At 70.4% G+C, this 22,559-nt stretch carries 18 protein-coding genes and 1 tRNA gene; 8 read left to right on the forward strand and 11 right to left on the reverse strand.

Annotated features, from left to right (window positions below):
• Nucleotides 1-9: 9 nt before the first annotated feature.
• From GGR71_RS00485 to GGR71_RS00505, 5 genes are all read right to left on the reverse strand, one after another.
• The gene (locus GGR71_RS00485) at nt 10-939 is read right to left on the reverse strand and encodes a DUF1684 domain-containing protein (RefSeq protein ID WP_160957030.1); all 930 of its coding nucleotides are present in this window, start codon (nt 937-939) and stop codon (nt 10-12) included.
• On the reverse strand, nt 939-2,819 hold the full coding sequence (mutL, locus tag GGR71_RS00490) for a DNA mismatch repair endonuclease MutL (RefSeq protein ID WP_160957031.1): 1,881 nt from the start codon (nt 2,817-2,819) through the stop codon (nt 939-941). Before mutL ends, GGR71_RS00485 begins: the two co-directional genes overlap by 1 nt.
• Nucleotides 2,820-2,953: 134 nt before the next feature.
• Complete coding sequence (locus GGR71_RS00495) at nt 2,954-4,534, reverse strand: N-acetylmuramoyl-L-alanine amidase (RefSeq protein WP_184451556.1); 1,581 nt, start codon at nt 4,532-4,534, stop codon at nt 2,954-2,956.
• An 80-nt stretch (nt 4,535-4,614) separates the two neighbouring features.
• Complete coding sequence (tsaE, locus tag GGR71_RS00500; protein WP_160957033.1) at nt 4,615-5,097, reverse strand: tRNA (adenosine(37)-N6)-threonylcarbamoyltransferase complex ATPase subunit type 1 TsaE; 483 nt, start codon at nt 5,095-5,097, stop codon at nt 4,615-4,617.
• The gene (locus GGR71_RS00505) at nt 5,094-6,581 is read right to left on the reverse strand and encodes an NAD(P)H-hydrate dehydratase (protein WP_160957034.1); all 1,488 of its coding nucleotides are present in this window, start codon (nt 6,579-6,581) and stop codon (nt 5,094-5,096) included. Before GGR71_RS00505 ends, tsaE begins: the two co-directional genes overlap by 4 nt.
• 23 nt (nt 6,582-6,604) lie before the next feature.
• Here GGR71_RS00505 and queG point away from each other — a divergent pair, with 23 nt between their 5' ends.
• Together queG and xseA are read left to right on the forward strand one after the other, a co-directional pair.
• Complete coding sequence (queG, locus tag GGR71_RS00510; RefSeq protein WP_184451558.1) at nt 6,605-7,729, forward strand: tRNA epoxyqueuosine(34) reductase QueG; 1,125 nt, start codon at nt 6,605-6,607, stop codon at nt 7,727-7,729.
• A 26-nt stretch (nt 7,730-7,755) separates the two neighbouring features.
• Nucleotides 7,756-9,096: an exodeoxyribonuclease VII large subunit gene (gene xseA / locus GGR71_RS00515; protein WP_160957036.1), complete on the forward strand. Its 1,341-nt coding sequence runs from the start codon at nt 7,756-7,758 to the stop codon at nt 9,094-9,096.
• 20 nt (nt 9,097-9,116) lie between these two features.
• Here the strand turns inward: xseA and GGR71_RS00520 are convergent, their stop codons facing one another.
• The 4 genes from GGR71_RS00520 to GGR71_RS00535 all read right to left on the reverse strand — a co-directional run bounded on the left by GGR71_RS00520 (nt 9,117) and on the right by GGR71_RS00535 (nt 11,038).
• On the reverse strand, nt 9,117-9,299 hold the full coding sequence (locus tag GGR71_RS00520) for a hypothetical protein (protein WP_184451560.1): 183 nt from the start codon (nt 9,297-9,299) through the stop codon (nt 9,117-9,119).
• A gap of 430 nt (nt 9,300-9,729) precedes the next feature.
• Nucleotides 9,730-10,275: a lipocalin family protein gene (locus tag GGR71_RS00525; protein WP_160957037.1), complete on the reverse strand. Its 546-nt coding sequence runs from the start codon at nt 10,273-10,275 to the stop codon at nt 9,730-9,732.
• A 96-nt stretch (nt 10,276-10,371) separates the two neighbouring features.
• Nucleotides 10,372-10,617, reverse strand: a complete 246-nt coding sequence (locus GGR71_RS00530; RefSeq protein ID WP_160957038.1) for a hypothetical protein — start codon at nt 10,615-10,617, stop codon at nt 10,372-10,374.
• Between the two features lie 345 nt (nt 10,618-10,962).
• Nucleotides 10,963-11,038 (reverse strand) — tRNA-Phe (locus tag GGR71_RS00535).
• Nucleotides 11,039-11,886: 848 nt separating this feature from the next.
• Here GGR71_RS00535 and GGR71_RS00540 point away from each other — a divergent pair.
• From GGR71_RS00540 to GGR71_RS00560, 5 genes are all read left to right on the forward strand, one after another.
• Nucleotides 11,887-12,363, forward strand: a complete 477-nt coding sequence (locus GGR71_RS00540; protein ID WP_160957039.1) for an NDR1/HIN1-like protein — start codon at nt 11,887-11,889, stop codon at nt 12,361-12,363.
• 271 nt (nt 12,364-12,634) lie between these two features.
• Nucleotides 12,635-13,129: a MarR family winged helix-turn-helix transcriptional regulator gene (locus tag GGR71_RS00545; RefSeq protein WP_160957040.1), complete on the forward strand. Its 495-nt coding sequence runs from the start codon at nt 12,635-12,637 to the stop codon at nt 13,127-13,129.
• The gene (locus GGR71_RS00550) at nt 13,126-15,297 is read left to right on the forward strand and encodes an FUSC family protein (protein WP_160957041.1); all 2,172 of its coding nucleotides are present in this window, start codon (nt 13,126-13,128) and stop codon (nt 15,295-15,297) included. The genes GGR71_RS00545 and GGR71_RS00550 overlap by 4 nt, the downstream gene beginning before the upstream one ends.
• Entirely contained in the window at nt 15,281-15,487 is a 207-nt protein-coding gene (locus GGR71_RS00555; protein WP_017916033.1) for a DUF1656 domain-containing protein, read from the forward strand. The genes GGR71_RS00550 and GGR71_RS00555 overlap by 17 nt, the downstream gene beginning before the upstream one ends.
• Before the next feature lie 8 nt (nt 15,488-15,495).
• Nucleotides 15,496-16,494 (forward strand): biotin/lipoyl-binding protein, encoded by a 999-nt coding sequence (locus GGR71_RS00560; RefSeq protein WP_160957042.1) that lies wholly within the window; start codon nt 15,496-15,498, stop codon nt 16,492-16,494.
• A gap of 238 nt (nt 16,495-16,732) precedes the next feature.
• Here the strand turns inward: GGR71_RS00560 and GGR71_RS00565 are convergent, their stop codons facing one another.
• Nucleotides 16,733-19,213: a S8 family serine peptidase gene (locus tag GGR71_RS00565; RefSeq protein WP_160957043.1), complete on the reverse strand. Its 2,481-nt coding sequence runs from the start codon at nt 19,211-19,213 to the stop codon at nt 16,733-16,735.
• Nucleotides 19,214-20,080: 867 nt separating this feature from the next.
• Nucleotides 20,081-21,481 carry a S8 family serine peptidase gene (locus GGR71_RS00570; RefSeq protein ID WP_048489948.1) on the reverse strand — a complete coding sequence of 467 codons (1,401 nt, stop codon included), beginning with the start codon at nt 21,479-21,481 and terminating at the stop codon, nt 20,081-20,083.
• 240 nt (nt 21,482-21,721) lie between these two features.
• On the opposite strand from GGR71_RS00570, the gene GGR71_RS00575 reads away from it, so the two are divergent.
• Entirely contained in the window at nt 21,722-22,549 is an 828-nt protein-coding gene (locus tag GGR71_RS00575; protein ID WP_456362560.1) for a DUF6689 family protein, read from the forward strand.
• Nucleotides 22,550-22,559 lie beyond the last annotated feature (10 nt).

Raw genomic sequence — 22,559 nt, forward strand, 5'->3', positions numbered from 1 at the left:
ATCCTCGGTTCAATGGGCAGCGGCGTAGGCCTTCTCGCCGGCGTCCACCGCCAGGTCCAGGCGGTTCTCCGGCGGCGGCAGCGGGCAGGTGGCGAACGGGGTGAACGCGCACGGCGGATCGTAGGCACGGTTGAAATCCAGCATCACGCTGCCGTCGGCCGCGGGGGCGTCCACGTCCAGGAAGCGCCCGGCCGGGTAGCTGCCGTGGCCGCTGGTGCGATCGGCGAACACCACGAACAACGTTCCGTCCGGCTCGCCTATCGCCTGCAGACGATAGCGCTTGCCGCCGCGCTCGAACTCCAGCGCGCCGGGATTGGGCGACGGCGTGGTGACGCCGATGATGTCGACGATGGGCAGGGTCGTGCCCGGCGGATTGGGCACGAAGCGACCGCGCACGCGCCAGGATTCGGCCAGCGGCCAGGACGGCACGCCGGTGAAACCCAGCCGGGTCGGCGCATCGGCGTGCTTGACCCGCAGCGCGTAGCGGCCGCCGCGTTCGATCAGACTGAGCTTGCCCTTGCCGTCGTCGAAGTCGACGATGGTCGGCTGCGGGTCGTGATCGCTGTACAGGCGGATCCGCCCCTGCGCCGGCGCACCGGCGATGCTCAGTCCTGCGGCACGCTCGGGCGTCAGGTACACCTCGCGCTGCACCTGCGACACCAGCGCCATCCGCGCCGGCCCCACCGCCAGGCGGATGCCGCTGTCCGCGCCGCTGCCGATGTAGTGCTCCTTCAGTTCCAGCCAGTGCAGGCCGACCAGGCTAGTCCAGCCATCCGGCGCCTGCAGTTCGCGCTGGCGCTGCGCGCGCCAGGCCTGCTCATCGGCCACGAACCGCGCGTCCATCGCCTTCGGCGCGGCTGGCGCCGGCGTTGGCTTGCCGCAGCCACCCAAGGCGACAAGCGCCGCCAGCAGCGCCATCGTCCATACCTGCTTGTCCATCATCGCCCCCGCAAGAACCAACGATCGATCTCGCCCAGGGTGAACCGCGCCCAGGTCGGACGCCCATGATTGCACTGTCCGGAGCGCTCGGTGGCTTCCATGTCGCGCAGCAAGGCGTTCATTTCCGGCACGGTGAGGCGACGGTTGGCGCGCACCGCGCCGTGGCAGGCCATGGTCGACAGCAGTGCATCCCGGGCGCCGGCGACGCGGCCGCTGTGGCCGTGTTCGCGCAGGTCGGTGAGCACGTCGCGCAACAAGGCCTCCGGCTCGGCCTGCGCCAGCAAGGCCGGGATGCTGCGCACGTGCAGCGATTGCGGCCCGCTGCGGGTGATCTCGAAGCCGAGCGCGGCCAGCGTCTCCGCCTCGCGTTCGGCGGTGTCGGCATCGCGTTCGCCGACCGCCAGGGTGATCGGCACCAGCAGCGGTTGCGCATGCAGGCCGATGCCGTCGTGCGCGGTCTTCAAGCGCTCGTAGCCGATGCGTTCGTGCGCGGCGTGCATGTCGACCACGATCAGACCGTCGGCGTTCTCGGCCAGAATGTAGATGCCGTGCAATTGCGCGATGGCGTAGCCGAGCGGCGGCACGCCGCTGTCGGCGGCGGTCGGCGGCAAGCCGCCGGCCGGGTCCTGGGTCTGCCGCGGCAGGCCGGTGGCACTTCCCGCCTCCGCGGCAGGCGCGTACAGCGCCGCATACGCCGCCGGCGCCTCTTCCACGCGCAAGCCGAGCGGAGATTGCGCCGGGCGCCACTGCGCGCCGTAACCGTAGCCCTGCCCGCCGCCGCCCGCGCCACTGCCGCTGTTCGCGGCGCCTGCAGGTGTCCAGGCCGCAGCACCCGCGGCAGGCGCCGCGGGCATCGCTTCGGCGCCGAGCGCGGAGGGCAGACTGCCGGCACGCGTCTGCGCCAGCGCATCCTGCAGCGTGCGGTAGACGAAGTCGTGGATCAGCCGCGCATCGCGGAAGCGCACCTCGTGCTTGGCCGGATGCACGTTGACGTCCACCCGTGCCGGTTCCAGCTCGAGGAACAGCACATAGGCCGGCTGCCGGCCATGGAACAGCACGTCGCCGTAGGCCATCTTCACCGCGTGGGCGACGCTGCGATCGCGCACCGAGCGGCCGTTGACGTAGAGGTATTGCTGGTCGGCGCTGGCGCGTGAGTAATGCGGTTGCGCAATCCAACCGTGCAGGCGCAGGCCGGCGCCGCTGTGGTCCACGCGCAAGGCCTGCCGCGCGAAATCCTCGCCCAGGGTCTCGCCCAACCGCGCATCCGAGTACAGATCGCCCGGCTTGTAGCGCCGCGACGGCTTGCCGTTGTGCGAGACGCGCAGTTCCACGTCCGGACGCGCCAGCGCCAGCGAACGCAGCCACTCCTCGATGTGACCGAGCTCGGTGCGTTCGGCGCGCAGGAACTTGCGCCGCGCCGGCACGTTGTAGAACAGCTCGCGGACCTCGACCAGGGTACCCGGCGGCAGCGCGCGCGGCTGCACCTCGCCGACCTTGCCGCCTTCGACCTGCAGGGCCGCGCCATGCTCGTCGTCGGGACGCCGGGAGGCCAGGGTGAAGCGGCTGACCGAAGCGATCGACGGCAGCGCTTCGCCGCGGAAGCCCAGCGTGCCGACCGATTCCAGGTCGTCCAGCGAGGCGATCTTGCTGGTCGCGTGCCGCGACACCGCCAGCGGCAGTTCCTCCGGCGCGATGCCGCCGCCGTCGTCGCGGATGCGGATCAGGCGCACGCCGCCTTCTTCCAGATCGATGTCGACGCGGTGCGCGCCGGCGTCCAGCGCGTTCTCCACCAGCTCCTTGACGACAGAGGCCGGGCGCTCGACCACTTCGCCAGCGGCGATCTGGTTGATCAGGATCTCGGGCAGCTGGCGGATGCTCATGCGGTCTCCGCTCCACGCACGCACGGGCGCGCGCCGGTCTTGGCGACAGGACGAAAACCACAGCAGGGAAAGGACATCGGCACGGCTCGCGGCGCGGACGCCGTCATCCAGGATCAGCCGTTAATGATAGCGCCTCAGCGGCTGCCGCCGGCCACGGTGCTGGCCGCTTCCGCTTCGGCCTGCGCGCGCGCGGCGAATAGCGTCCCCGGCGGCGGCTGCCGGGTGAAGAAGGTGCTGACGCCGTCGAGCACGGCGCCGGCGATGCGGCGCTGGTAGGCCGGATCGGTCAGCCGACGCTCTTCGTCCGGATTGGAGATGAAGGCGGTCTCGACCAGCATCGCCGGCATGTCCGAGGTGCGCAGCACCGCGAAGTTGGCGCGCTCGATGTCCGGCTTGTGGTTGTTGCCGATCCGCTTCAGCCCGCCCAGCACATGCCCGGCCGCGTCCTCGGAGGCCTTCATGTGGCCGCTCTGGGCCAGGTCCAGCAAGACATTGGCCAACGTGCTGTCGGTCTTCTGCAGGCGCACGCCGCCGATCAGGTCGGCGGCGTTTTCCTTGTCCGCCAGCCAGCGCGCGCGCTGCGAGGAGGCACCCTTGGTCGACAGCACGTACACCGAGGAACCGGTCGCGCTGCGGTTCTCGGCCGCGTCGGCATGGATCGAGATGAAGATGTCGGCCTTGGCCGCACGCGCCTTCTGCGCGCGCATCGGCAACGGGATGAACACGTCCGTGGTGCGGGTCATGTAGGCCTTCATGCCCGGCGTGGCATTGATCTGGCGCGCCAGTTCGCGGCCGATCGCCAGGGTCACGTCCTTCTCGTGCTTGCCGGTCGGACCGCTGGCGCCGGGATCCTGGCCGCCATGGCCGGGATCGATGGCGACGATCAGCGGACGCATGCCCGGCGCCATCTTCACCCGCGACGCCGCGCTGGGCATCACCGGCCGTGCTTCGGCGGCAGCAGCCACCGCCGCGTCGTCGTCCGCGTCGTCGCGCTCGGAAGTCTCGTTCGTCGGCGGCGCGACGGCCGCGGGTGCTGGCGTCGGCACGACGCCAGGCGCAGGACGACCGGGCACCGCCGCAGCAACGCTAGGTGCGGAAGCAACCACGGTCGGCGCGGGCGTGCTCGCCATTGGCGGCGGTACCGGAGCCGGCGCGGGCTGGCTGGCACGCTGCACCACCGACGAGGTCAACGCCGCGGTCGCACGCGCCGCTTCGGCGCGCGCATCCACCACCGGCTTCTGCGCGGGGACGGGCGCGGCCTGCGGCATCGGTGCCACGGCTGCCGGCGCGTCGCCAGCGACCGCCTTGCCCGCCGGCGCCTCGCCCGGCCACTCGATCACCAGCACCGAACTGCCGCCGACGGTCTGCATCTGCGGCTTGAATGCCACCACCGAGCTGCTCAGATCGAACACGATGCGCAAGGTGCCCGGCACCGGATGCCCAGTGCGCACCGCGCTGACCACGCCGCCGCCGGCCGGCAGCTTCAGGCCCTTGGCGGCGGAGGAATCGGGAAGATCGACGACCAGGCGATTCGGATTGGCCAGCGACAGCGTGCTGAAGCCGCCACTGCCCTGCAGGCGGATCTCGGCGCGGGTGCCGGTGGCGCCGTTGTCGAGCGAAACCGACTGTACCTGCCCGGCAAACGCCGTCTGCACCGCCAGGCACCAGCCTGCGGCAGCGGCAAGACTGGTGAAAAAACGGGTCCCCGGGCGCATAACGCGATTCAAACATCGCCGGGAGCCAAAGGCAAGCGGTTTTCCCTTAATAATCCATAACCTGCCTTCACTTCCTAGCGTCAGTCGGCAAAAAGTCCCTGCAAGTCGGCTTGGCCGACCACCCGCGCCAGCCACGCGGCCCCTGCCTCGGTGCGCGCCTGCAGGACAACGCTGCGCCCGTCGCCACGCACCGCCAGCCGCACATCCAGATCGGCCGGCGCCAGCACGTCGCCACCGCGCTCGGGCCATTCCACCAGCCACAGCGTGGCCCCGCCCTCGTCCAGCCCCAGGAAATCCAGCTCGCCGGCCGCGCCGATGCGGTACAGATCCAGGTGCCAGGCCTCGCCATCGGCCAGCGGGTATCGCTCCACCAAGGTGTAGGTGGGGCTGCGGATCGCCCCCTGCACCCCGAGCGCGCGCAGCAGCGCGCGCGCCAGGGTGGATTTGCCGGCACCCAGGTCCCCGTGCAGATGCACCGAGGCCTGCGCCGGGCGGGTGGCGGCCAGCGCGCGGCCGAGGCGTTCGGTGGCCTCGCTGTCGGGCAGGAACAAGGGGATGCTCATGGTTCGGATTCCGGATTGGACAGGCGCCGCAGCGCCGGCAACAGGTCGGTGGGCAGCAGCCCGCGCTGGCCCGCGGCCGCGGCGTTGTCGCCAGCGCCGGCATGCAACAGGGCGCCGACGCTGGCCGCCTCGAACGCCGGCAGGCCTTGCGCGCGCAGCGCGGCGATCACCCCGGTCAACAGATCGCCCATGCCACCGACCGCCATGCCGGGATTGCCGGCGGCGATCACCCGCGGCGTCTGCCCCGGCGCGGCCACCAAGCTGCCGGCGCCCTTCAGCACCACCGCGGCCTGGTAGCGTTCGGCCAAGGCCGCGGCGGCGGCGAAGCGATCGCGCTGCACCTCGGCAGTGGCAATGCCGAGCAGGCGCCCGGCCTCGCCCGGATGCGGGGTCAGCACCGCCTGCGGCACGGCACGCGGCGCCTGCGCCAGAAGATTCAATGCATCGGCATCCAGCACCAGCGCGCGATCCTCGTCGGCCAGGACTGCCTGCCACAACGCCTGCGCCCAGTCGTCCTGGCCCAGGCCGGGACCGAGCGCGACCACGCTCGCCTTGCGCAGCAATGGCGCCAGTGCCGCCGCATCGTCGAGCGCATGCGCCATCGCCTCCGGACAGCGCGCCAGCAGCGGCGTCACGTGCGCGTCACGGGTGGCCACGCTGACCAGCCCGGCGCCGCTGCGCAGGGCCGACTCGGCGCTGAGCATCACCGCACCGCCGCTGCCGAGATTGCCGCCGACGCACAGCACATGGCCGGAATCGCCCTTGTGGCTGTCCTGCCGACGCGGCGCCAGACGGCTGGGCAAAGCGCCGACGGTCCAGGCCTGCGCGCGCGGCGCGCAACCGGCGAACGCGGCCTGCGGCACCTCCAGCGTCGCCAGCGCCCGCTCGCCGACATGGTTCAAGGCCGCACCGGTATGCAGCCCGGCGTGAGCAACGATGAATTGCAGCGTCAGCGTCGCCGTCAGGACGGCACCGGGCACGCTGCCGGACTCGGCGTCCACGCCACTGGGCACGTCCAGCGCAAGCACCGGCGCACCGAGCCCGCCCAGCGCGCCGAGCAGCGCCGCCAGTTCGGCATCCGGCGCGCGATTGAGGCCGATGCCGAGCAGCGCATCCACCACCACGTCGGCCGGTGCCAGCGCCGCGTCGAACTCCTCGATGCGCCCACCGACGCCGATGTAGTCGGTGCAGGCACGCTGCGCCAGCGGCGATTGCGGGCCACGTCCAGGCAACTGCAGCACGCGCACCTGGCGCCCGGCGCGATGCGCCAACCGCGCCAGCACGTAGCCATCGCCGCCGTTGTTGCCGCTGCCACAGGCCACCAGGATGCGCTGCGCCTGCGGCCAGCGCTGCAGCAGCGTCTGCCAGGCGGCCTGGCCGGCGCGCTGCATCAACGTGTAGCCGTCGCCGCCGAGCAGCGCGGTGGCCTGCGCATCGATGCGGCGCGCGGCCGCGGTGGCGTAGAGATCGAAGCAGTCGTACATGCACGGGATTCTATACTTGCGCGATGTCCGCCCGTCTCGACATCGCCGATCCCCACGCCGCGGCCGCGCGCATCCGCGCGCTGGCGCGCACGTTCGGCTTCCAGCGCTGCGGCATCGCCGGGATCGAACTGCAACAGGACGAGGCGCATCTGCGCGACTGGCTGGAACAGGGCCTGTACGGGACGATGCACTGGATGGCCCAGCATGGCGACAAGCGGTCCCGCCCGGCCGAACTGATCCCCGGCACGCTGCGGGTGATCTCGGTGGGCCTGGACTACGGCCGCAACGACGACGACTCGGCCTGGGACACGCTGCACGACGGCGAGCGCGCCTATGTCGCGCGCTACGCACTGGGCCGCGACTATCACAAGCTGATGCGCAACCGCCTGCAGAAGCTGGCCGAGCGCATCCAGGACGAGATCGGCCCGTTCGGCCACCGCGTGTTCGTCGATTCGGCACCGGTGCTCGAACGCGCCCTGGCGCGCGATGCTGGCCTGGGCTGGATCGGCAAGCACACCTGCCTGATCGACCGCAACGGCGGCTCCTGGTTCTTCCTCGGCGAGATCTACGTCGATCTGCCGCTGCCGATCGATCCGCCGGCCAGCGCGCACTGCGGCACCTGCACGCGCTGCATCGACGTGTGCCCGACCCAGGCGATCGTCGCGCCGTACCGGCTCGATGCGCGCCGCTGCATCGCCTACCTGACCATCGAACACGACGGCGCGATTCCCGAGGAACTGCGCCCGGCGATCGGCAACCGCATCTTCGGCTGCGACGACTGCCAACTGATCTGTCCCTGGAACAAGTTCGCCAAGCGCAGCGACGAGCCGGACTTCCGCGCGCGCAACGACCTGGACAAGGCGACGCTGGCGCAGTTGTTCGCCTGGGAGGAAGACGAGTTCCTGCGCCGCACCGAAGGCAGCGCGATCCGCCGCAGCGGCCACGAACGCTGGCTGCGCAATCTGGCAGTGGCGCTGGGCAACGCGCCGACCACGCCGCAGGTGCTGGACGCGCTCGGCGCGCGCGCAGAGCATCCCTCGCCACTGGTGCGCGAGCACGTGCAATGGGCGCTGGCCCAACACGCCGACAAGTCAGCCGCCACGGCAACGCCAGCATCGCCGATGCCGAAAGCGAACGTGCGAGGATAGGCGCCCGCACGCCCAGCATTGCCCGCATGTCCGATCGCGCCGACCAGATCCTCAGCCCCAGCCAGCTCAACACGCTCGCCCGCGACCTGCTGGAGAGCGCGTTCCCGCTGGCCTGGGTGGAGGGCGAACTGGGCAACGTCACCCGCCCCTCGTCCGGCCACCTGTACTTCACCTTGAAGGACGCGCGCGCGCAGGTGCGCTGCGCCATGTTCAAGCCCAAGAGCCAATGGCTGCGGTTCGTGCCGCGCGAAGGCCTGCGGGTGCTGGCACGCGGGCGCCTGACCCTGTACGAAGCGCGCGGCGACTACCAATTGGTGCTGGACCACCTGGAGGAAGCCGGCGAAGGCGCGTTGCGCCGCGCGTTCGAGGACCTCAAGGCCAGGCTCGCCGCCGAAGGCCTGTTCGCCAGCGAGCGCAAGCGCGCCCTGCCCGGATTCGTGCGCCGTCTGGCGGTCATCACCTCGCCCAGCGGCGCCGCCGTGCGCGACGTGCTGAGCGTGCTGGGCCGGCGCATGCCGCTGCTGCAGGTGGACATCCTGCCGAGCCTGGTCCAGGGCGACAGCGCGGCGGCGCAGATCGCCGCCTTGCTGCGCCAGGCCGACGCCAGCGGCCGCTACGACGCGATCCTGCTGACCCGCGGCGGCGGCTCGCTCGAGGATCTTTGGGCGTTCAACGACGAACAGCTGGCACGCACCATCGCCGCGGCGGTCACCCCGGTGGTCTCGGCGGTCGGCCACGAAACCGACGTGACCCTGGCCGATTTCGCCGCCGACCTGCGGGCGCCCACGCCGTCGGTCGCCGCCGAATTGCTGGTTCCCGACCAACGCGATCTCGGCGCGCGCCTGCGTGCACAGCATGCCGCACTGCTGCGCTGGCAGCAGCACCGGCTGCGGCAAGCGCAGCAACGCGCCGACCGCGCCCTGCTGCGCCTGCAGGCGCAGAGTCCGCAGGCGCGCCTGCAGGTGCTGCAGCGCCGCCAGCACGAGCTCGGACGACGGCTGAAGGCGGCGTGGCGGCAACAGCAGGAACGCCGCCATGCGCAGTTGCGCCACGCCGCCGCGGTGCTGCGCGCCTCCCAGCCGCAGCGTCGGCTGGCGATGCTGCGCGTACGCCTGCTGGCGCTGGGCCGGCGTCCGCAGGCCGCGATGGCACGGCAACTGCAGGCCGATGCGCAGCGCCTGCGCGCGTTGGCGCGCGCCCTGGAGACGGTCAGCCCGCTGGCCACCGTGGCGCGCGGCTACAGCATCCTCACCCGCTCCGACGACGGCAGCGTGGTGCGCTCGGCGGCCCAGGTCGCGCCCGGCGATCGGCTGCGCGCACGCCTGGCCGATGGCGAACTGCAGCTGCGTGCCGAGCGCGCGGAGTGATCCCTCCCTCCGTATCGCCCTCACCGCCCATGACCGACAGCCTTCACGAAGACAGGATCGAGGCGATCCTGCAGGGCATGCGTCGCGCCGAACGGCGCGGGGCCGAGCGCCGCGCCGACAGCAGCGACCTGCTGTCGCTGATCGACGGCGCCGCTTATGGCGCGCCGGAGGATGCGCAACGCGCCCTCGCCTGGCTGGCGCACGACGGCATGCTGCGGCCAGCAGTTCCGCGCTGTCGCCGTCGCGCAGGGCCTGCAGTGCACTGCGGCCGTCGGCAAGGCGTAGCTCCCGCAGCCACTGCGACAGTGTCGCCAGGTCGCTGCCGCAGCCGTTCCGCGCCACGCAGATGGTGTCGGCGTGGTTCAGGTACTCCAGCACTGGCGGCATTCCACGGCTGACGCCGAGCGGTCACACCGCCGGGCGCACGAATGGCGCACGAATGGCGCGCACATGTGCTGCCAGACAGGCGCCAATGCGCGTCGCTCCAGGGCACCGGCCACTGCTGGCGCGAGTCAGCCGATCGCTCGCCCGCACTGCCGAGCGGCGTGCGGGGAATGCGCAGCGACCGCTCGATCTTCCGTCTTTGTTGCCGATGCGGCACTCCGGCGCGCGCAGGACGCGGCGCCGCCGCGTTCAGTCCAGCGGCGCGACCACCAGCAACGGGTCGAGGTCGTACCCCATCGCCACGGCCTTGGCCTTGATCGCCTCGAACACGCTGCGCTGCATGCGCGGCGAGCGCGACAGCACCCACAGGTACTTGCGCCCGGGTTCGCCGATCAACGCCCACTGATAGTCAGGATCCAGCGCGATCACCCAGTAATCGGCCCACACGAACGGCACCCAGCCCAGCCAGTCCGGCGCGAAGCGCACCTGCAGCCGCCCGGGATGGCCTTCCACCCGCCGTGCCACGCCCTCGGCCGTCAGCACGTCGCCGCCGGCAATGCGGCAGGCGTTGCGCACGCCGATCTGGCCGTCGTCGCGCAGCACGTAGGACGCGGTGACGTCGCCGATGCATTTCTTCTGGAAGGAGACCGGCAGATGCGCGATCTCGTGCCACTGCCCGGCATAGCGGCCGAGATCGAATTCGGCGACCGACGTCACCGCTTGCGCGGCGCGCAGCGGCGATGCGAGGCACAACAGGCACGCCAGCAACAGCAGCGCGATCGGCGAGAAGCGCATGCGCAGGTTCCGATGGACGGGAAGCAGCAGCTTATGCAGGAGCTGCGCAGCGATGTAAAGCGCCGCGCGGAACGCCGGCGGCGATGGCGCGGCCGGTCAGCTGCTCAGATCGGCCATGGAGCGGTGGTCAGGCTGGCCGGCGCATTGCACCGGCTCGCGCAACACCACGCGCTCGACCACGCCGTCATGTCGCTGCAGATAGGTATTGACCATCACGCACTCGGAGCCGACCTGCTCGATGTAGGGCGCTTCCGCGCCCGGACCGCCCCGGTCGCCCGCATGCTCCGCACGGTCGTCAGGGGCCGCCACCGCCGTGCCAGTCATGGCCAGCAGCAGCGCCACGCCACCACATATCCGTCCGAAACCACTGGTCATTGGCAGGTTCCCCGATTGCCCGTGCCTATGATTACGACAGGCAGCGCCATTGATTGAGCGCAATATCCCGAAAAACCGTGAACTGGGTGCACTTGTCTACGAGCGTGTACACGGTTTCTTCACGCGCACTCGGTGCGGAGACCGTCAAAACAGGCATCGCGCATGCGGAAGTCTGCACAGCGCAGGAGGTCGGCATGGTCCCCGGGCACATCGGGACGACACGACGCGCCTGCCTGTCACCCGCAGTGGTCCAAGAATGGTGCAAGCCGGAAAAAAGAAAGGCTCTACATCGCTGTAGAGCCTTGATAAATATGGTGGCCGAGGACGGAATCGAACCGCCGACACGGGGATTTTCAATCCCCTGCTCTACCAACTGAGCTACTCGGCCACTGCGCAACGCGGCAGGACCGGTGCGAGGACGCGCATCATAGCGAGGTGATCGGGATTGGGCAAGCGCAATGTTGCAGAATTTTCCTACCGACCGCCGCGGCCTGCACCGACGGTGTCCGACCCGGGACGACGCGATGCTGGATGCGTCCCCGGCATCCGGCCGGCGCACGGCAGGGACGCCTTGATGATGGCCGCCGGCCGGATTGCCGTGGACACTGCCCCACACCGGACCTCACGGGAGTCATCGCATCGCAATCCGAACACTTTCGGACACAGGCCGGCCAACGTGCCAATTCGCTCGCTGGAACGCCTGTTGCCGCACCAGTGCGGTCAGCTCGCTTGGCGCGGCGACCGGCGCCGGCCATCGGTGCTCAGGCAGCCGGCATTGGTTGCAACTGCGTCGGTCATCCAAGAGCAGCAGATCCGCGCTGCTCGACACGCTGTATGCCGCGCCAGCCGCTCCGGCGCAGGCTCGGGCGCCGGCTCCAGCTCCAGCCGCAACTGCGATGGCCGCCGTCTCGCCGAGGCTGAGGACAGGAACGACAGATGCAACGGCGCGCTCTCAGGCTGCATTGGGATCGGACGGTCGGCAAACAGCGCTTGCAATCGCGGCAGGCGGCAGGTAACCGCGGCGCACGACACGCGCAAGGATGATGGAGTGCGTCTCCCCTGCATTGGTCGCGACGATGCCCATTCGTATCGCCAGCCATGGCGACACCAGCCTCCCCATCACACGGCGCCGGATGCCGGCGCGAGCGCAGCGGGTTCCTCCGCCAGCACCGCGCCACCACGGCAGACAAGGGTGTGGTGTAGTCTTCGCCGGTCTTCCCTTCCGTGGATCCGCCCATGCGTCACCCGCTCCGCCTCGGCTTGCTCGTGTTGTGCACCGCGCTGCTCGGCGCCTGCAGCGACGGCATGGTGCGGCGCGTGTCCGACCCGGCCGCCAGCGTGCAACAGCTGACGGTCAACATGGACGGCAGTTGGAAGGTGGAACTGCGCCTGCAGAACTACAGCAGCATCCCGATGCGCTACGACACCCTTCGCCTGGATCTGGGCGTGGGGGGCGAAGCCGCCGGCAGTCTGCAGGCCGCCCCCGGAATCTCGATCGGCCCGGAGACGGCGGACGTCGTCAGAGTTGCGCTGCGGCCCAGCTCGAGTGCGCGCATGGCCGTCGCCGACGCCCTGGCCGGCCACCGCAGCCTGGAGTACACCCTCAAGGGCAGCATTGCCGCGACGCCGGAAGAGAAGAAGCAGCGCAGCTTCGACATCGACACCCGCAACATGCTTTCGCCGGCGCCCGGCCTGGACGGCGTGCTGCGTTGACCGTGCGGCGGCGCTGACGCGCCGCTCCGCCCTCCTTTCTTGAACGCACCGTCCCGGCTTCCGGGACGCGTGCGCGCCTGCGCGTCGACCTGCGCTTCACCGGACTCACGCGCGCCCTCGATCCAGTCCCCGGCACGCTGGTCGGCCTGTGCCTTCCGGCATGCACGTGCGTGCGTCCAGCGATCTTCCGCCGCAACACGTTCAGCCATTGTTACTGCAAAATTAATACATAAATGTATTATTTAAATATGTATAAAATCCCGAGCCGAACATGAGCCGTTTCGCCGCCACCGAGCAGCGCCTGGACGTGACCGCCCGCAAGCACCCGCAGTTCCCGCGCGAAGCCGCGCTGGTGCTGCGGCTGATCAAGCTGCTGCACAAGCTGAGCCTGGACCAGAGCAACGAGGTGCTGCGGCCCTACGGCCTGAGCTATGCCGAATACAACGTGCTGATGATGATCGACGCCAGCCCCGACGGGACCTTGAACCCGTCCCAGCTCGGCGACGCGGCCGGCGAGAAGTCGGCCAACATCACCCGCCTGACCAGCCAGTTGGTCGACAAGGGCCTGATCCAGCGCATGCCCAGCGCCGAGGACCGGCGCATGTTGCTGCTGCGCCTGACCGAGGCCGGCGAGCGCCTGATCGAGGCGCTGATCCCCGACCTCTGCGCCCAGCTCGACACCTATGTGCAGCATCTGGATCCGGCGGCGCTGGCGCAGTTGCAGGCGCTGCTGAAAACCCTGCTGCGCGGAGTCGAGGACGCATGAGCACGCCGCAGCCCAACGCCGCCGCAACGGCCGAGCCAGCGCCGGGCCTGCGTACCGTGCTGGCCGACGCGCTGCGCGGCGAAGGCGAAGCCTGGCTGTTCGTGCTGCGCACGCTGCTGTCGATCTATCTGGCCGGCTGGATCGCACTGCGCCTGGACCTGGCCTCGCCGATGACCGCGATGATCACCGTGGTGGTGGTGATGCACCGGCAGACCGGCATGGTCTTCGCGAAGGGCTTCTACCGGATCCTGGGTACGCTGATCGGCAGCGTCGCCGCGCTGACGATGGTGGCCCTGTTCCCGCAGGAGCCGGTGCTGTTCGTGCTGGTGCTGTCGTTGTGGATCGGCGCCTGTACCGGCGGCGCGCTGCTGTACCGCAACTTCAAGGCCTATGCCTTCGTACTGTCCGGCTACACGGTGGCACTGATCGCATTGCCGGCGGTGAACCAGCCACAGAACGTGTTCAACCTGGTGGTGGCGCGGGTGACCGAGGTGGTGCTGGGCCTGCTGGTGACCGGCATCGTCAGCGACGTGGTGTTCCCCAGCCGGCTGCGCCAGACCCTGCGCGACACCGTGCGCCGCGCCTCCGACGGCTTTCTGGACTTCGTCCGCGACGCCACCGGCGGCCAGTTGCCGCGCGAAGCGATGGAGCAGGCGCACCTGCGTTTCGTGCGCGACGCGGTGACCATCGAGGACCTGCGCAGTTCGGTGGTGTTCGAGGATCCGGAGGCGCGGGTCCGCAGCGGCCGCCTGCGTCTGCTCAACCAACGCTTCATGGCGGTGTCGACCAGCTTCCAGGCGCTGCACCACTACATCAACCGGCTGCTGCGCAGCGGCGATACCGACGTGGCCGAGGCCCTGATCGGCCTGTACCGGCCGCTCAAGGCCGCGCTCAGCGAGCGTGGCGGGCGCGAGGGTGCCGCGGCGACGGCGCGCAAGCTGGCCGGATGCCGCGATGCGCTGGCGACGCGTGCGGCCGAGGCGCGTGCGCCACTGGCCGTCCCGCAACACGAGGCGTTCGACACCGGCGTCTCGCTGCTCCAGCGCTTCTTCGCCGACCTGCACGACTACGTCGCCACCGAGGCGACCCTGGTCGCGCCGCAGCAGTGGCGCACGCCGCAGGACCGCGCCGACAGCGCGGTGTTCGTGCGCGGCAACGACTACGCCGCGGCCGCACTGACCGCGCTGCGCAGCGCGTTGCTGGTGGCGGCGATGTGCTGGCTGTGGATCCAGGCCGGCTGGATCAGCGGCGCCACCGCGGTGTTCCAGGCAGTGGCGCTGAGCGCGATCCTGTCCTCCAGCGCCAATGCGCCGGCCGCCGCGCGCTCGCTGTTCAAGGGCTTCGTGTTCGGCATCGTGCTGGGCGTGATCTGCCAGTTGCTGGTGCTGCCGCAGATGGACGGCTACGCGCTGTTCGTCGCCGGCACCCTGCCGTTCCTGCTGGTGACGCTGTACCTGGCCTCGAAACCGGCGCTGTACGGCTTCGCCACCGGCGCCAACCTGGCCTTCGTTTCGATCCTGGCGGTACAGCCGACACCCAGCTTCAACGCCGCGGCCACCTTCAACAGCGTGGTGCCGCTGCTGCTGGGGACGCTGGCGGTCAGCGCGACGTTCGTGTTCGTGCCGCCAGTGATCGGCACGCGCTGGCAGCGCCGGCGCCTGCTCGAGCGGTTGCGCCGGCAGACCACGCTGGCCGCGCGTGCGCCGCTGCCGGGGCTGGCGCTGCAACTGGAGAGCGTCAACCGCGACCTGTTCCAGCAGATCGTCGCGCACACCCCGCCGGGCAGCGACGAACTGCGCGACCTGCTCGGCTGGGCGCTGTCGGTGCACGAAACCGGGCGCACCCTGGTCGAGCTGCGCCGCGATGCGGCCGAAGGCACGCTGCCGCCGGCCTTGGCCACCGCGGTGGAGGCCGCCGTGCAGGGGCTGGCCGATCTGTATCTCGACCCCAGCCCGCAACGGCACCGCCACGCCTTGCAGCGGGTGGAGGCAGCGCTGGCCGCCAGCCAGGTGGAAGGCGCGACACCGCTGCGCTGGAAGCCCACCCGCGAGCACTTGTTGCTGCTGCGCGGCGCGTTGCTCGACGCCGATTCCGTTCTCGCCGCGCTGGCCGATACGCCTGCGCCGACCACCGCCACGCCAGGAGCCGACGATGCTGCTGCCCGCTGAACTCTCGATCGCCGGGGTGTACGTGCCCGGCTTGCTGGTGCTGGGCCTGGCCCTGCTGCTGGTGGCCTGGGCGCTGGACGCGGTCGCCGGCCGCGCCGGCCTGTACCGCTATGCCTGGCACCCCTCCCTGTTCCGTCTGGCCATCTACGTCGGCGCGTTCGCCGCGCTCGGCCTGCTCCTTTTGCCGTGAGTCCCGCCATGAAGACCCCTGCCCTGATCCGTTTCGCCCTGACCGCCATCGTGGTGCTGGTCGCCGCCCTGCTGGCGCATGCGCTGTGGCGCCACTACATGCTCTCGCCCTGGACCCGCGATGGCCGCGTGCGCGCGGAAGTGGTGCGCATCGCACCGGACGTGTCCGGCCTGGTCGATGCGGTGGCGGTGCGCGACAACCAGCACGTCAAGCGCGGCGACCTGTTGTTCAGCGTGGACCGCAAGCGCTACGAACTGGCCCTGGAAAAGGCCCGCGCCAACCTTGCGGTCGCGGAGGCGCAGGCGCGTGCGGCCGGCGCCAGCCTGTCGGCGGCGGCGGCCACCCAGGCAGCCAGCGAAGCGGAGTTCCAGATGCGCCGCGCCCAGGCCGAACGGCGCGCGCGCGCCGCCGCGGTGATCTCCGCCGAGGCGCGTTCGGACGCCGAAGCCACCGCGCGTTCGGCGCAGGCCGACGTGCACCGCAGCGCGGCGCTGCGCGGGCAAGCCACCGCGGCGCAGGCGCAGGCGGTGGCCACCGTGGAGCAGGCGCAGGCCGCGCTCGACCTGGCCGAACTGGATCTGCAGCGCACCCAGGTCCGCGCCACCGCCGACGGCTACATCACCAATCTGGAAGTACGCGTGGGCGACTACGCACAGGCCGGCGGCGCCCGCCTGGCGCTGGTACGCGACGATGCGATGTGGGTCTACGGCTACTTCGAGGAAACCAAGCTGCCGCGGGTGCATGTCGGCGACCGCGCCGACATCCGCCTGATGAGCGGCGGGCTGATGCTGCACGGCCAGGTCGAGGGCATCGCCCGCGGCATTTCCGACAGCGACAACCCAACCGGCACCTCGCTGCTGGCCGACGTCAGCCCCACCTTCAACTGGATCCGCCTGGCGCAGCGTGTGCCGGTGCGCATCCGCATCGATCCGGCCAGCGTGCCGCGGGGCACCCTGCTCGCGGCTGGCATGACCGCGACGGTCAGCGTGCATCCGCGGCGGGAGTGATGTGCGTCCATGGAGCCTTTCGTCACCAAGGAAGGCTCACCTGTAGGAGCGGCTTCAGCCGCGACGCGCATTACCGAAAATGCCTGTCGCGGTTGAAGCCGCTCCTGTACATCGCACCGACAAATCCGGCGGAGTCGCAGCGAGAGCGCGTTACCGACCGAACGCCTGCCGCGGGACACCGGTACACGGCGCAGGCCTTGCACCTGCGCGCGTGCGTTAGTTGCGTTGACCGCGGCCCTCAGTCCTTGGCCTGCCGATTGACGCCGAGGAACCGCCCGGCGATCACCGCATAGCCGCTGCGCGACACCGCGCTGCCGGGATCGAAGTAGGCATGCAGGGTCGGCGACAGGTCCTGCGGCCCCTGGGTCACCGCGAAGCGCGCGTTGAGGATGCCGGCATCCAGCGCCAACTGCACGTAGCCGCGCAGGTTGCTCGGGATCGCCGCCACGTCCTCGATCGGCAGGCGCTGGTTGTTGTAGCTGACCGACAGTGTGCCGTCGAAGGCCAGCGCCTGCGTCTGCAGGCCCAGCGCCTGTACCAGCGAATAGGCCAGCTGCAGCTTGCTGACGGCATCGTTGGGACGGAAATCGCCGGCGACCACGCCCATCACCGCAGCCTGGTTCTGCTGCAGGTCGCGCAGCGCCCCGCCCTTGCCCACCGCCGCCTCGGCGAACGGATAGGCCGGGTCGTTGCGGCTCAATCCGCTGAAACTGGGCGTAGCCGGCAGCGCCTGGCGCACCCCGGCGCCCATCACCAGGTAGCGCGCCAGCTCGGCACGCTTGAGCGGATTCTGCGGGCGGAACAGGCCATCGGCGTAACCATCCACCAGCCGGTTGGCGACCGCGTACTCCACCGCGCCGCGATCGCGATCGCCGCTGGCAACGTCGTTGAGGCCGGTGTAGCCGCCGCTGAGCAGGAAATCCAGGGTGCCGCGCACCGTGCCCGGGGCCGCCACGCCATTGCTGCCCTTGGGTGCCACCGGCACGCCGCTGATCGATCCGATGCCGCGCGCGCTGATGGTCCAGGTGCCCGGCTTGCCCGGCGCACCGACGCTGACCGTGCTGCCCAGCAGCGGCACCGCAACCGGGGAGCCGTGACTGACGCCATCCGGATCGGTCAGCACCAGCGCCTGGGTGTTGGCGTCGATGGTGGCCTTGGCGCTGACCCAGGCCACGTCCTTGCCGACGGTGAACGACTGGGTCTGTGGCGTGCCCACCGGCGAGAACGCCACCTCGAACGGCTGGCTGCCGCCTGGCATCACCAGGGCATTGCTGTTGAAGGACTGCAGTGCATTGACCGTCTTGCCGAAGCCCCTGCGCTTCTTGCTCGCTTCCAGCAGCGCGGCATAGGCATTCACGTAGCCGGCGCCGGCCTCCCAGTAGGTGCGCCCGGGAATGTTGGTGGCGGTGCGTTCGAGCAGGTCCTTGACCTGGTCCGGGGTCAGGTCCGGGTTCGCCTCCAGCAGCAGGGCGACGATGCCGGCCACGTGCGGGGTGGCCATCGAGGTGCCGCTCATGGTGGTGTAGAACGGCAGCTGGGCCGGCGCGATCAGCTTGCTGTCCTTCTCCGCGGCCAGCGGCGGCAGCGCGCCGGTGGAATCGCGGGTGGAGACGATGTCCACGCCTGGCGCGGTGATCGTCGGCTCGTTCAGATAGGTCCAGGTCTTGTCGTCGGCCATGGTGAAGCTGCCGCTCTCGCCACGCTTGCCGCGCGAGGAGAAGTCGGCCAGCGTGCCGTCCTTCTCGCCGGCAGCCACCGAGATCACCCACGGCGCCTGCGCGTACGGATTGTGGGTGTCTTCGTTGGGGCCGTCGTTGCCGGCGGCGAACACGCTGACGATGCCGCGCTTGTACAGTTCGTAGGTGGCGACATTGACCGGATTCTTCGGATCGAACTTGCCGGACGAGCCCCAGGAGTTGCTGGTGACGCGGATCGGATCCTTGAAGCTGAACTGGTGCGTGGCGGCATAGTCCAGGCCGCCGACCGCGTCCAGGATCAGCAGCACCGCACCGGATCCGTAGCCGACCAGGCTGGCGCCGGTCGCCACGCCGCGATAGTCGCCGTTGGACTGCGCACCGGTGCCGCCCACCGTGCCCGCGCAATGCGTGCCGTGGCCGGAACCGAGGTCGGTGTTGGGCACGCCTTCGGCATAGGTGATCGGCAGCATCGCATCGACGTTGGACAGGTTGGTGGTGCCCAGCACGTTCTGCACGACACGGGTGCCGTAGGCGAGATCGCGATGGGTGGCATCGATGCCGGAATCATTGATCATCACCCCGACGCCGCGGCCGCTGTACGGCAGCGCGCGGCCGAAATCGCCGGGATTGCTCTGCGCGCGGTCCACGCCGGTCAGCGCGCGCGCTTCCTTGTTGAAGTAGCGCAGCGGCGCGTTGTAGTAGATCGAGGCGACGTCGTCGCGCTGCGCCAGCGCGCGAATCTCCGCTGGTGTGGCCAGCGCGCCGGCGATCGGCAGCGTGCGCATGGTGATCCCGCGGGTGATGCCCAGCGCGTGCAGCGCGGTGAGTTGCGAGGCGGAGACCGGCCCGGACTGGTCGTAGGTGATCACGATCTGCAGAGCGTCGCCCGCCGGTGCCGCGGCGAGCTTGGCCTCCAGCAGTTGGTCGAGATGCGCGGCGGCCAGGGCGTCGCCGCCGGCGAACGTGCCCCCGGCAAGGACGGCGCAGATACCGATGGCAAGGACGGGACGGCGAATGGACATGCGGATCTCCGGATCGTCGAAAGCCCGGAACGGGCGGTAGCCGCAGCGTGCCGGCCACGCCGATGCGCAGCCAATCCGGCATCGCACCCAGGCCGGCCAAGTGGAAACACTCAGCCGGACGCGTCCAGAGACCAGGGAATGGGAGCGGCCTGGGACCCAGCGGCACGTGCAGGCAGCTTCCATGTCCGAAACCGACACGCTGGCGCACGACGGCCGCACGCGTCGCACGCAGCCTCGGCGCGAGGCGCATGCCCTGCACGTCCTCCGCCTCGGTCCGCACGCGGCTTGGCGCACGGCCACCACGCGATGGCGCCGCAGACGCATCGCACCGATGACGCCGCCATCTCGGCGACGGCAAGGCCTGCCATGGCGTCCCCTGTTCGCCAGCCCGTGCTGGCGCAAACCGCCAAGGGCCGGCAGCGACGAGACCCTTCGATGCGGCGCACGTCGTCGTTCACGACATCCGGCGTCGTATGCGGCCACCCGCGGTCGGGGCACGCCTTGCCGTCCGACGAACAACGCGTCCGCAGCGACGACAAGGCGGGTTTCAGGCAGCGAAGAGCGTCATGCGAGAAGAACGGGATCCGGCAACGGCGTGCCGGTCCGATGCATTCGGCGCGCCATGCGCCGAAACGAGTGCGGGACGTGCGGGGCCCTTCCGATTCCCGGACGCCATTCCGGGAGCGGTGGAACCCCGCACGTCCCGGCACGGGGGGATCGCGGAGGCTGCCGATCCCGCTGTCGAACGGCGACAGGGCGATCGAAGGCAACCGCGAAGACATGCTGACTGCACCGCAGGCACCGGCACCACGGCCGGCGACGCCTACGGCCGCTCGGGCGGACGTCGAGGTCCGCCCGAGACGGGGACTACTTGCTGGCCGCGCGCAGCGCCGAGTAGGCGTTGAGATAGCCGGCGCCCACTTCCCAGGACGCACGTCCGGCCATCGGCGTGGCGGTGCGCTCGATCAGGTCCTTGACCTGGTCCGGGGTCAGGTTCGGATTGGCCTCCAGCACCAGCGCCACCACACCCGCCACATGCGGCGTGGCCATCGAGGTGCCGCTCATGGTGGTGTAGAACGGCAGTTGCGCCGGCGCGATCAGCTTTTCGTCCTTCTGCGCCGCCAGCGGCGGCAACAGGCCAGTGGAGGCGCGGGTGGAGATGATGTCCACGCCCGGCGCGGTGATGCTGGGCTCGTTGATATGGGTCCAGCTCTTGCCGTCGGCGGTGGTGAAGGTATCGCGCTCGCCGGCCTTGCCGCGCGAGGAGAAGTCGGCCAGCGTGCCGTCGACGTTGCCGGCGGCGACCGAGATCACCCACGGTGCCTGCGCGTACGGGTTGTGGGTGTCTTCCTTGGGACCGTCGTTGCCGGCGGCGAACACGCTGACGATGCCGCGCTTGTACAGCTCGTAGGTGGCGACGTTGACCGGGTCGGCCGGGTCGAACTTGCCGGACGTGCCCCAGGAGTTGCTGACGACGCGGATCGGATCCTTGAAGCTGTGCTGGTGCGAGGCCGCGTAGTCCAGGCCGCCCACCGCATCCAGCACCAGCAGCACGCCGCTGGAACCGTAGCCGACCAGGCTGGCGCCGGTGGCCACGCCGCGGTACTTGCCGCCGGACTGTGCGCCGTTGCCGCCGACCGTACCGGCGCAGTGGGTGCCGTGGCCGGAGCCGGCGTCGGTGTTCGGCACGCCTTCGGTGTAGGTGACCGGCAGCATTTTGTTCAGATTGTTGAGATTGGTGTTGGCCAGCACGTTCTGCACCACGCGGTCGCCGTAGGCCAGATCGCGGTGGGTGGCGTCGATGCCCGAGTCGTTGATCAGCACGCCGACGCCGCGGCCGGTGTACGGCACGGTGCGGCCGAAATCGCCCGGGTTGCTCTGCGCGCGGTCGACGCCGGTCGCCTGGCGCGCGTCCTGGTTGAAGTAGCGCAGCGGTGCGTTGTAGTAGATCGAGGCGACGTCGTCGCGCTCGGCCAGCGCCAGGATCTCTTCCGGCGTGGCCAGCGCACCGGCGATCGGCAGGGTCTGCATGATGACGCCGCGGTTGATGCCCAGGTCGTGCAAGGCAGTCAGCTGCGCTGCCGAGACCGGCTTGGACTGCTTGTAGGTGATGACGATCTGCAGTTCGTCGGTCAGCGGGGTGTTGACCAGCTTGGACTCCAGCAGGCTGTCCAGATGCGCGGCGGCTTCGGCCTTGCCGCCGGCGAAGACGCCGCTGGCGAGGACGGCGCAAATGCCGATGGCGAGTGCGGGACGACGGATGGGCATCTGGAATCTCCGGTTGGTGGCCCGGGACGGGCGGGTGAATGCAGCCTGACGCGGCGGCGCGGCGGCGCCTATCCGGGATCGCCCCTAGCGCACGTGGGTGGAAACACTCAGGGCCGCGTGCATCGCCCGTACGGAGCGGTATGATCGGGCCGAAGGCAGCTACCGCGCCGTGGTGCCGGGCGGAACGCGGGTGCGGTGCGCGATGCCGGCACATGCAACAGGGGGTTTCAGATGCATACGATGTTCGCAAGGGTTTGCCTGCTGTTCTGCGCCATGGCGGCGTCCGGCGGGCTCGCCGCGCAACCGCTGCCGGTGCAGGTGGACGTGAGCGGCAATGTGGCGACGGCGGCGATCGGTGCCGGTCCGCACCCGCTGGCGGAGCTGACGCTGGAGTTCGACAACGTCACCGACCTCAGCCCGGGCAACCTGGGCCTGAGCGCAGAACTGCTGACCCCGGCCCAGGTCGCCGCCCTGCTGCCGCGCCTTCCCAGCACGCAGGCCGGCCAGGTGCCATCGCAGTTGCCGCTGCTGATCACGGTGACGCCGCCGCCGAGCGGTGGCCTGACGTTCCGGCGGGTGGTGCATGTGGAACTGCATACGCATGCCCTGGCCTACACCGCCGACAGCACCCTGCGCCTGTTCAAGGCTCCGGAGGGCGGCGATTTCCGCGACATCACCGACGAGATCGCCCCTGGCAGCGTCCGCGCGCGCGGCACCACCGGCGGCTTCTCGCAGTTCATCGTGCTCCACGACCTGCGCCCGACCGCCACCGTGGTGACCGCCAAGCTGAGCCGACTGCAGGCGCTGGTGGCGCAGTTGCCCGCCAATGAAGCGGCGCCGCTGGCGAGCATGCTGAACAGCGTGCAGAGCGCCCTGGCCAACGCCGACTACGCTGCCGCCACGGTGGCGCTGGACGGGTTCCGCGAGCAGGTGTCGGCGCGGGCCGGCCACGGCATCGCGCAGACCTGGAACGCCGGCATGAGCACGGGCAACCCCGCCGGCGAACTGCTGGCCGGCGCGGCGACGCTGCGCTTCTCCATCGACTACCAACGTCTCTACGCGCCTTGAGCGCTGCGGG

The sequence above is a fragment of the Xanthomonas sp. F1 genome (assembly GCF_014199855.1).

Excerpts from the sequence above, each read along its gene's own strand:
- GGR71_RS00485 (WP_160957030.1), bottom strand. The coding sequence starts at position 939 with ATGGACAAGCAGGTATGGACGATGGCGCTGCTGGCGGCGCTTGTCGCC.
- mutL (WP_160957031.1), bottom strand. The coding sequence starts at position 2,819 with ATGAGCATCCGCCAGCTGCCCGAGATCCTGATCAACCAGATCGCCGCT.
- GGR71_RS00495 (WP_184451556.1), bottom strand. The coding sequence starts at position 4,534 with ATGCGCCCGGGGACCCGTTTTTTCACCAGTCTTGCCGCTGCCGCAGGC.
- tsaE (WP_160957033.1), bottom strand. The coding sequence starts at position 5,097 with ATGAGCATCCCCTTGTTCCTGCCCGACAGCGAGGCCACCGAACGCCTC.
- GGR71_RS00505 (WP_160957034.1), bottom strand. The coding sequence starts at position 6,581 with ATGTACGACTGCTTCGATCTCTACGCCACCGCGGCCGCGCGCCGCATC.
- queG (WP_184451558.1), top strand. The coding sequence starts at position 6,605 with ATGTCCGCCCGTCTCGACATCGCCGATCCCCACGCCGCGGCCGCGCGC.
- xseA (WP_160957036.1), top strand. The coding sequence starts at position 7,756 with ATGTCCGATCGCGCCGACCAGATCCTCAGCCCCAGCCAGCTCAACACG.
- GGR71_RS00525 (WP_160957037.1), bottom strand. The coding sequence starts at position 10,275 with ATGCGCTTCTCGCCGATCGCGCTGCTGTTGCTGGCGTGCCTGTTGTGC.
- GGR71_RS00540 (WP_160957039.1), top strand. The coding sequence starts at position 11,887 with ATGCGTCACCCGCTCCGCCTCGGCTTGCTCGTGTTGTGCACCGCGCTG.
- GGR71_RS00545 (WP_160957040.1), top strand. The coding sequence starts at position 12,635 with ATGAGCCGTTTCGCCGCCACCGAGCAGCGCCTGGACGTGACCGCCCGC.
- GGR71_RS00550 (WP_160957041.1), top strand. The coding sequence starts at position 13,126 with ATGAGCACGCCGCAGCCCAACGCCGCCGCAACGGCCGAGCCAGCGCCG.
- GGR71_RS00555 (WP_017916033.1), top strand. The coding sequence starts at position 15,281 with ATGCTGCTGCCCGCTGAACTCTCGATCGCCGGGGTGTACGTGCCCGGC.
- GGR71_RS00560 (WP_160957042.1), top strand. The coding sequence starts at position 15,496 with ATGAAGACCCCTGCCCTGATCCGTTTCGCCCTGACCGCCATCGTGGTG.
- GGR71_RS00565 (WP_160957043.1), bottom strand. The coding sequence starts at position 19,213 with ATGTCCATTCGCCGTCCCGTCCTTGCCATCGGTATCTGCGCCGTCCTT.
- GGR71_RS00570 (WP_048489948.1), bottom strand. The coding sequence starts at position 21,481 with ATGCCCATCCGTCGTCCCGCACTCGCCATCGGCATTTGCGCCGTCCTC.
- GGR71_RS00575 (WP_456362560.1), top strand. The coding sequence starts at position 21,722 with ATGTTCGCAAGGGTTTGCCTGCTGTTCTGCGCCATGGCGGCGTCCGGC.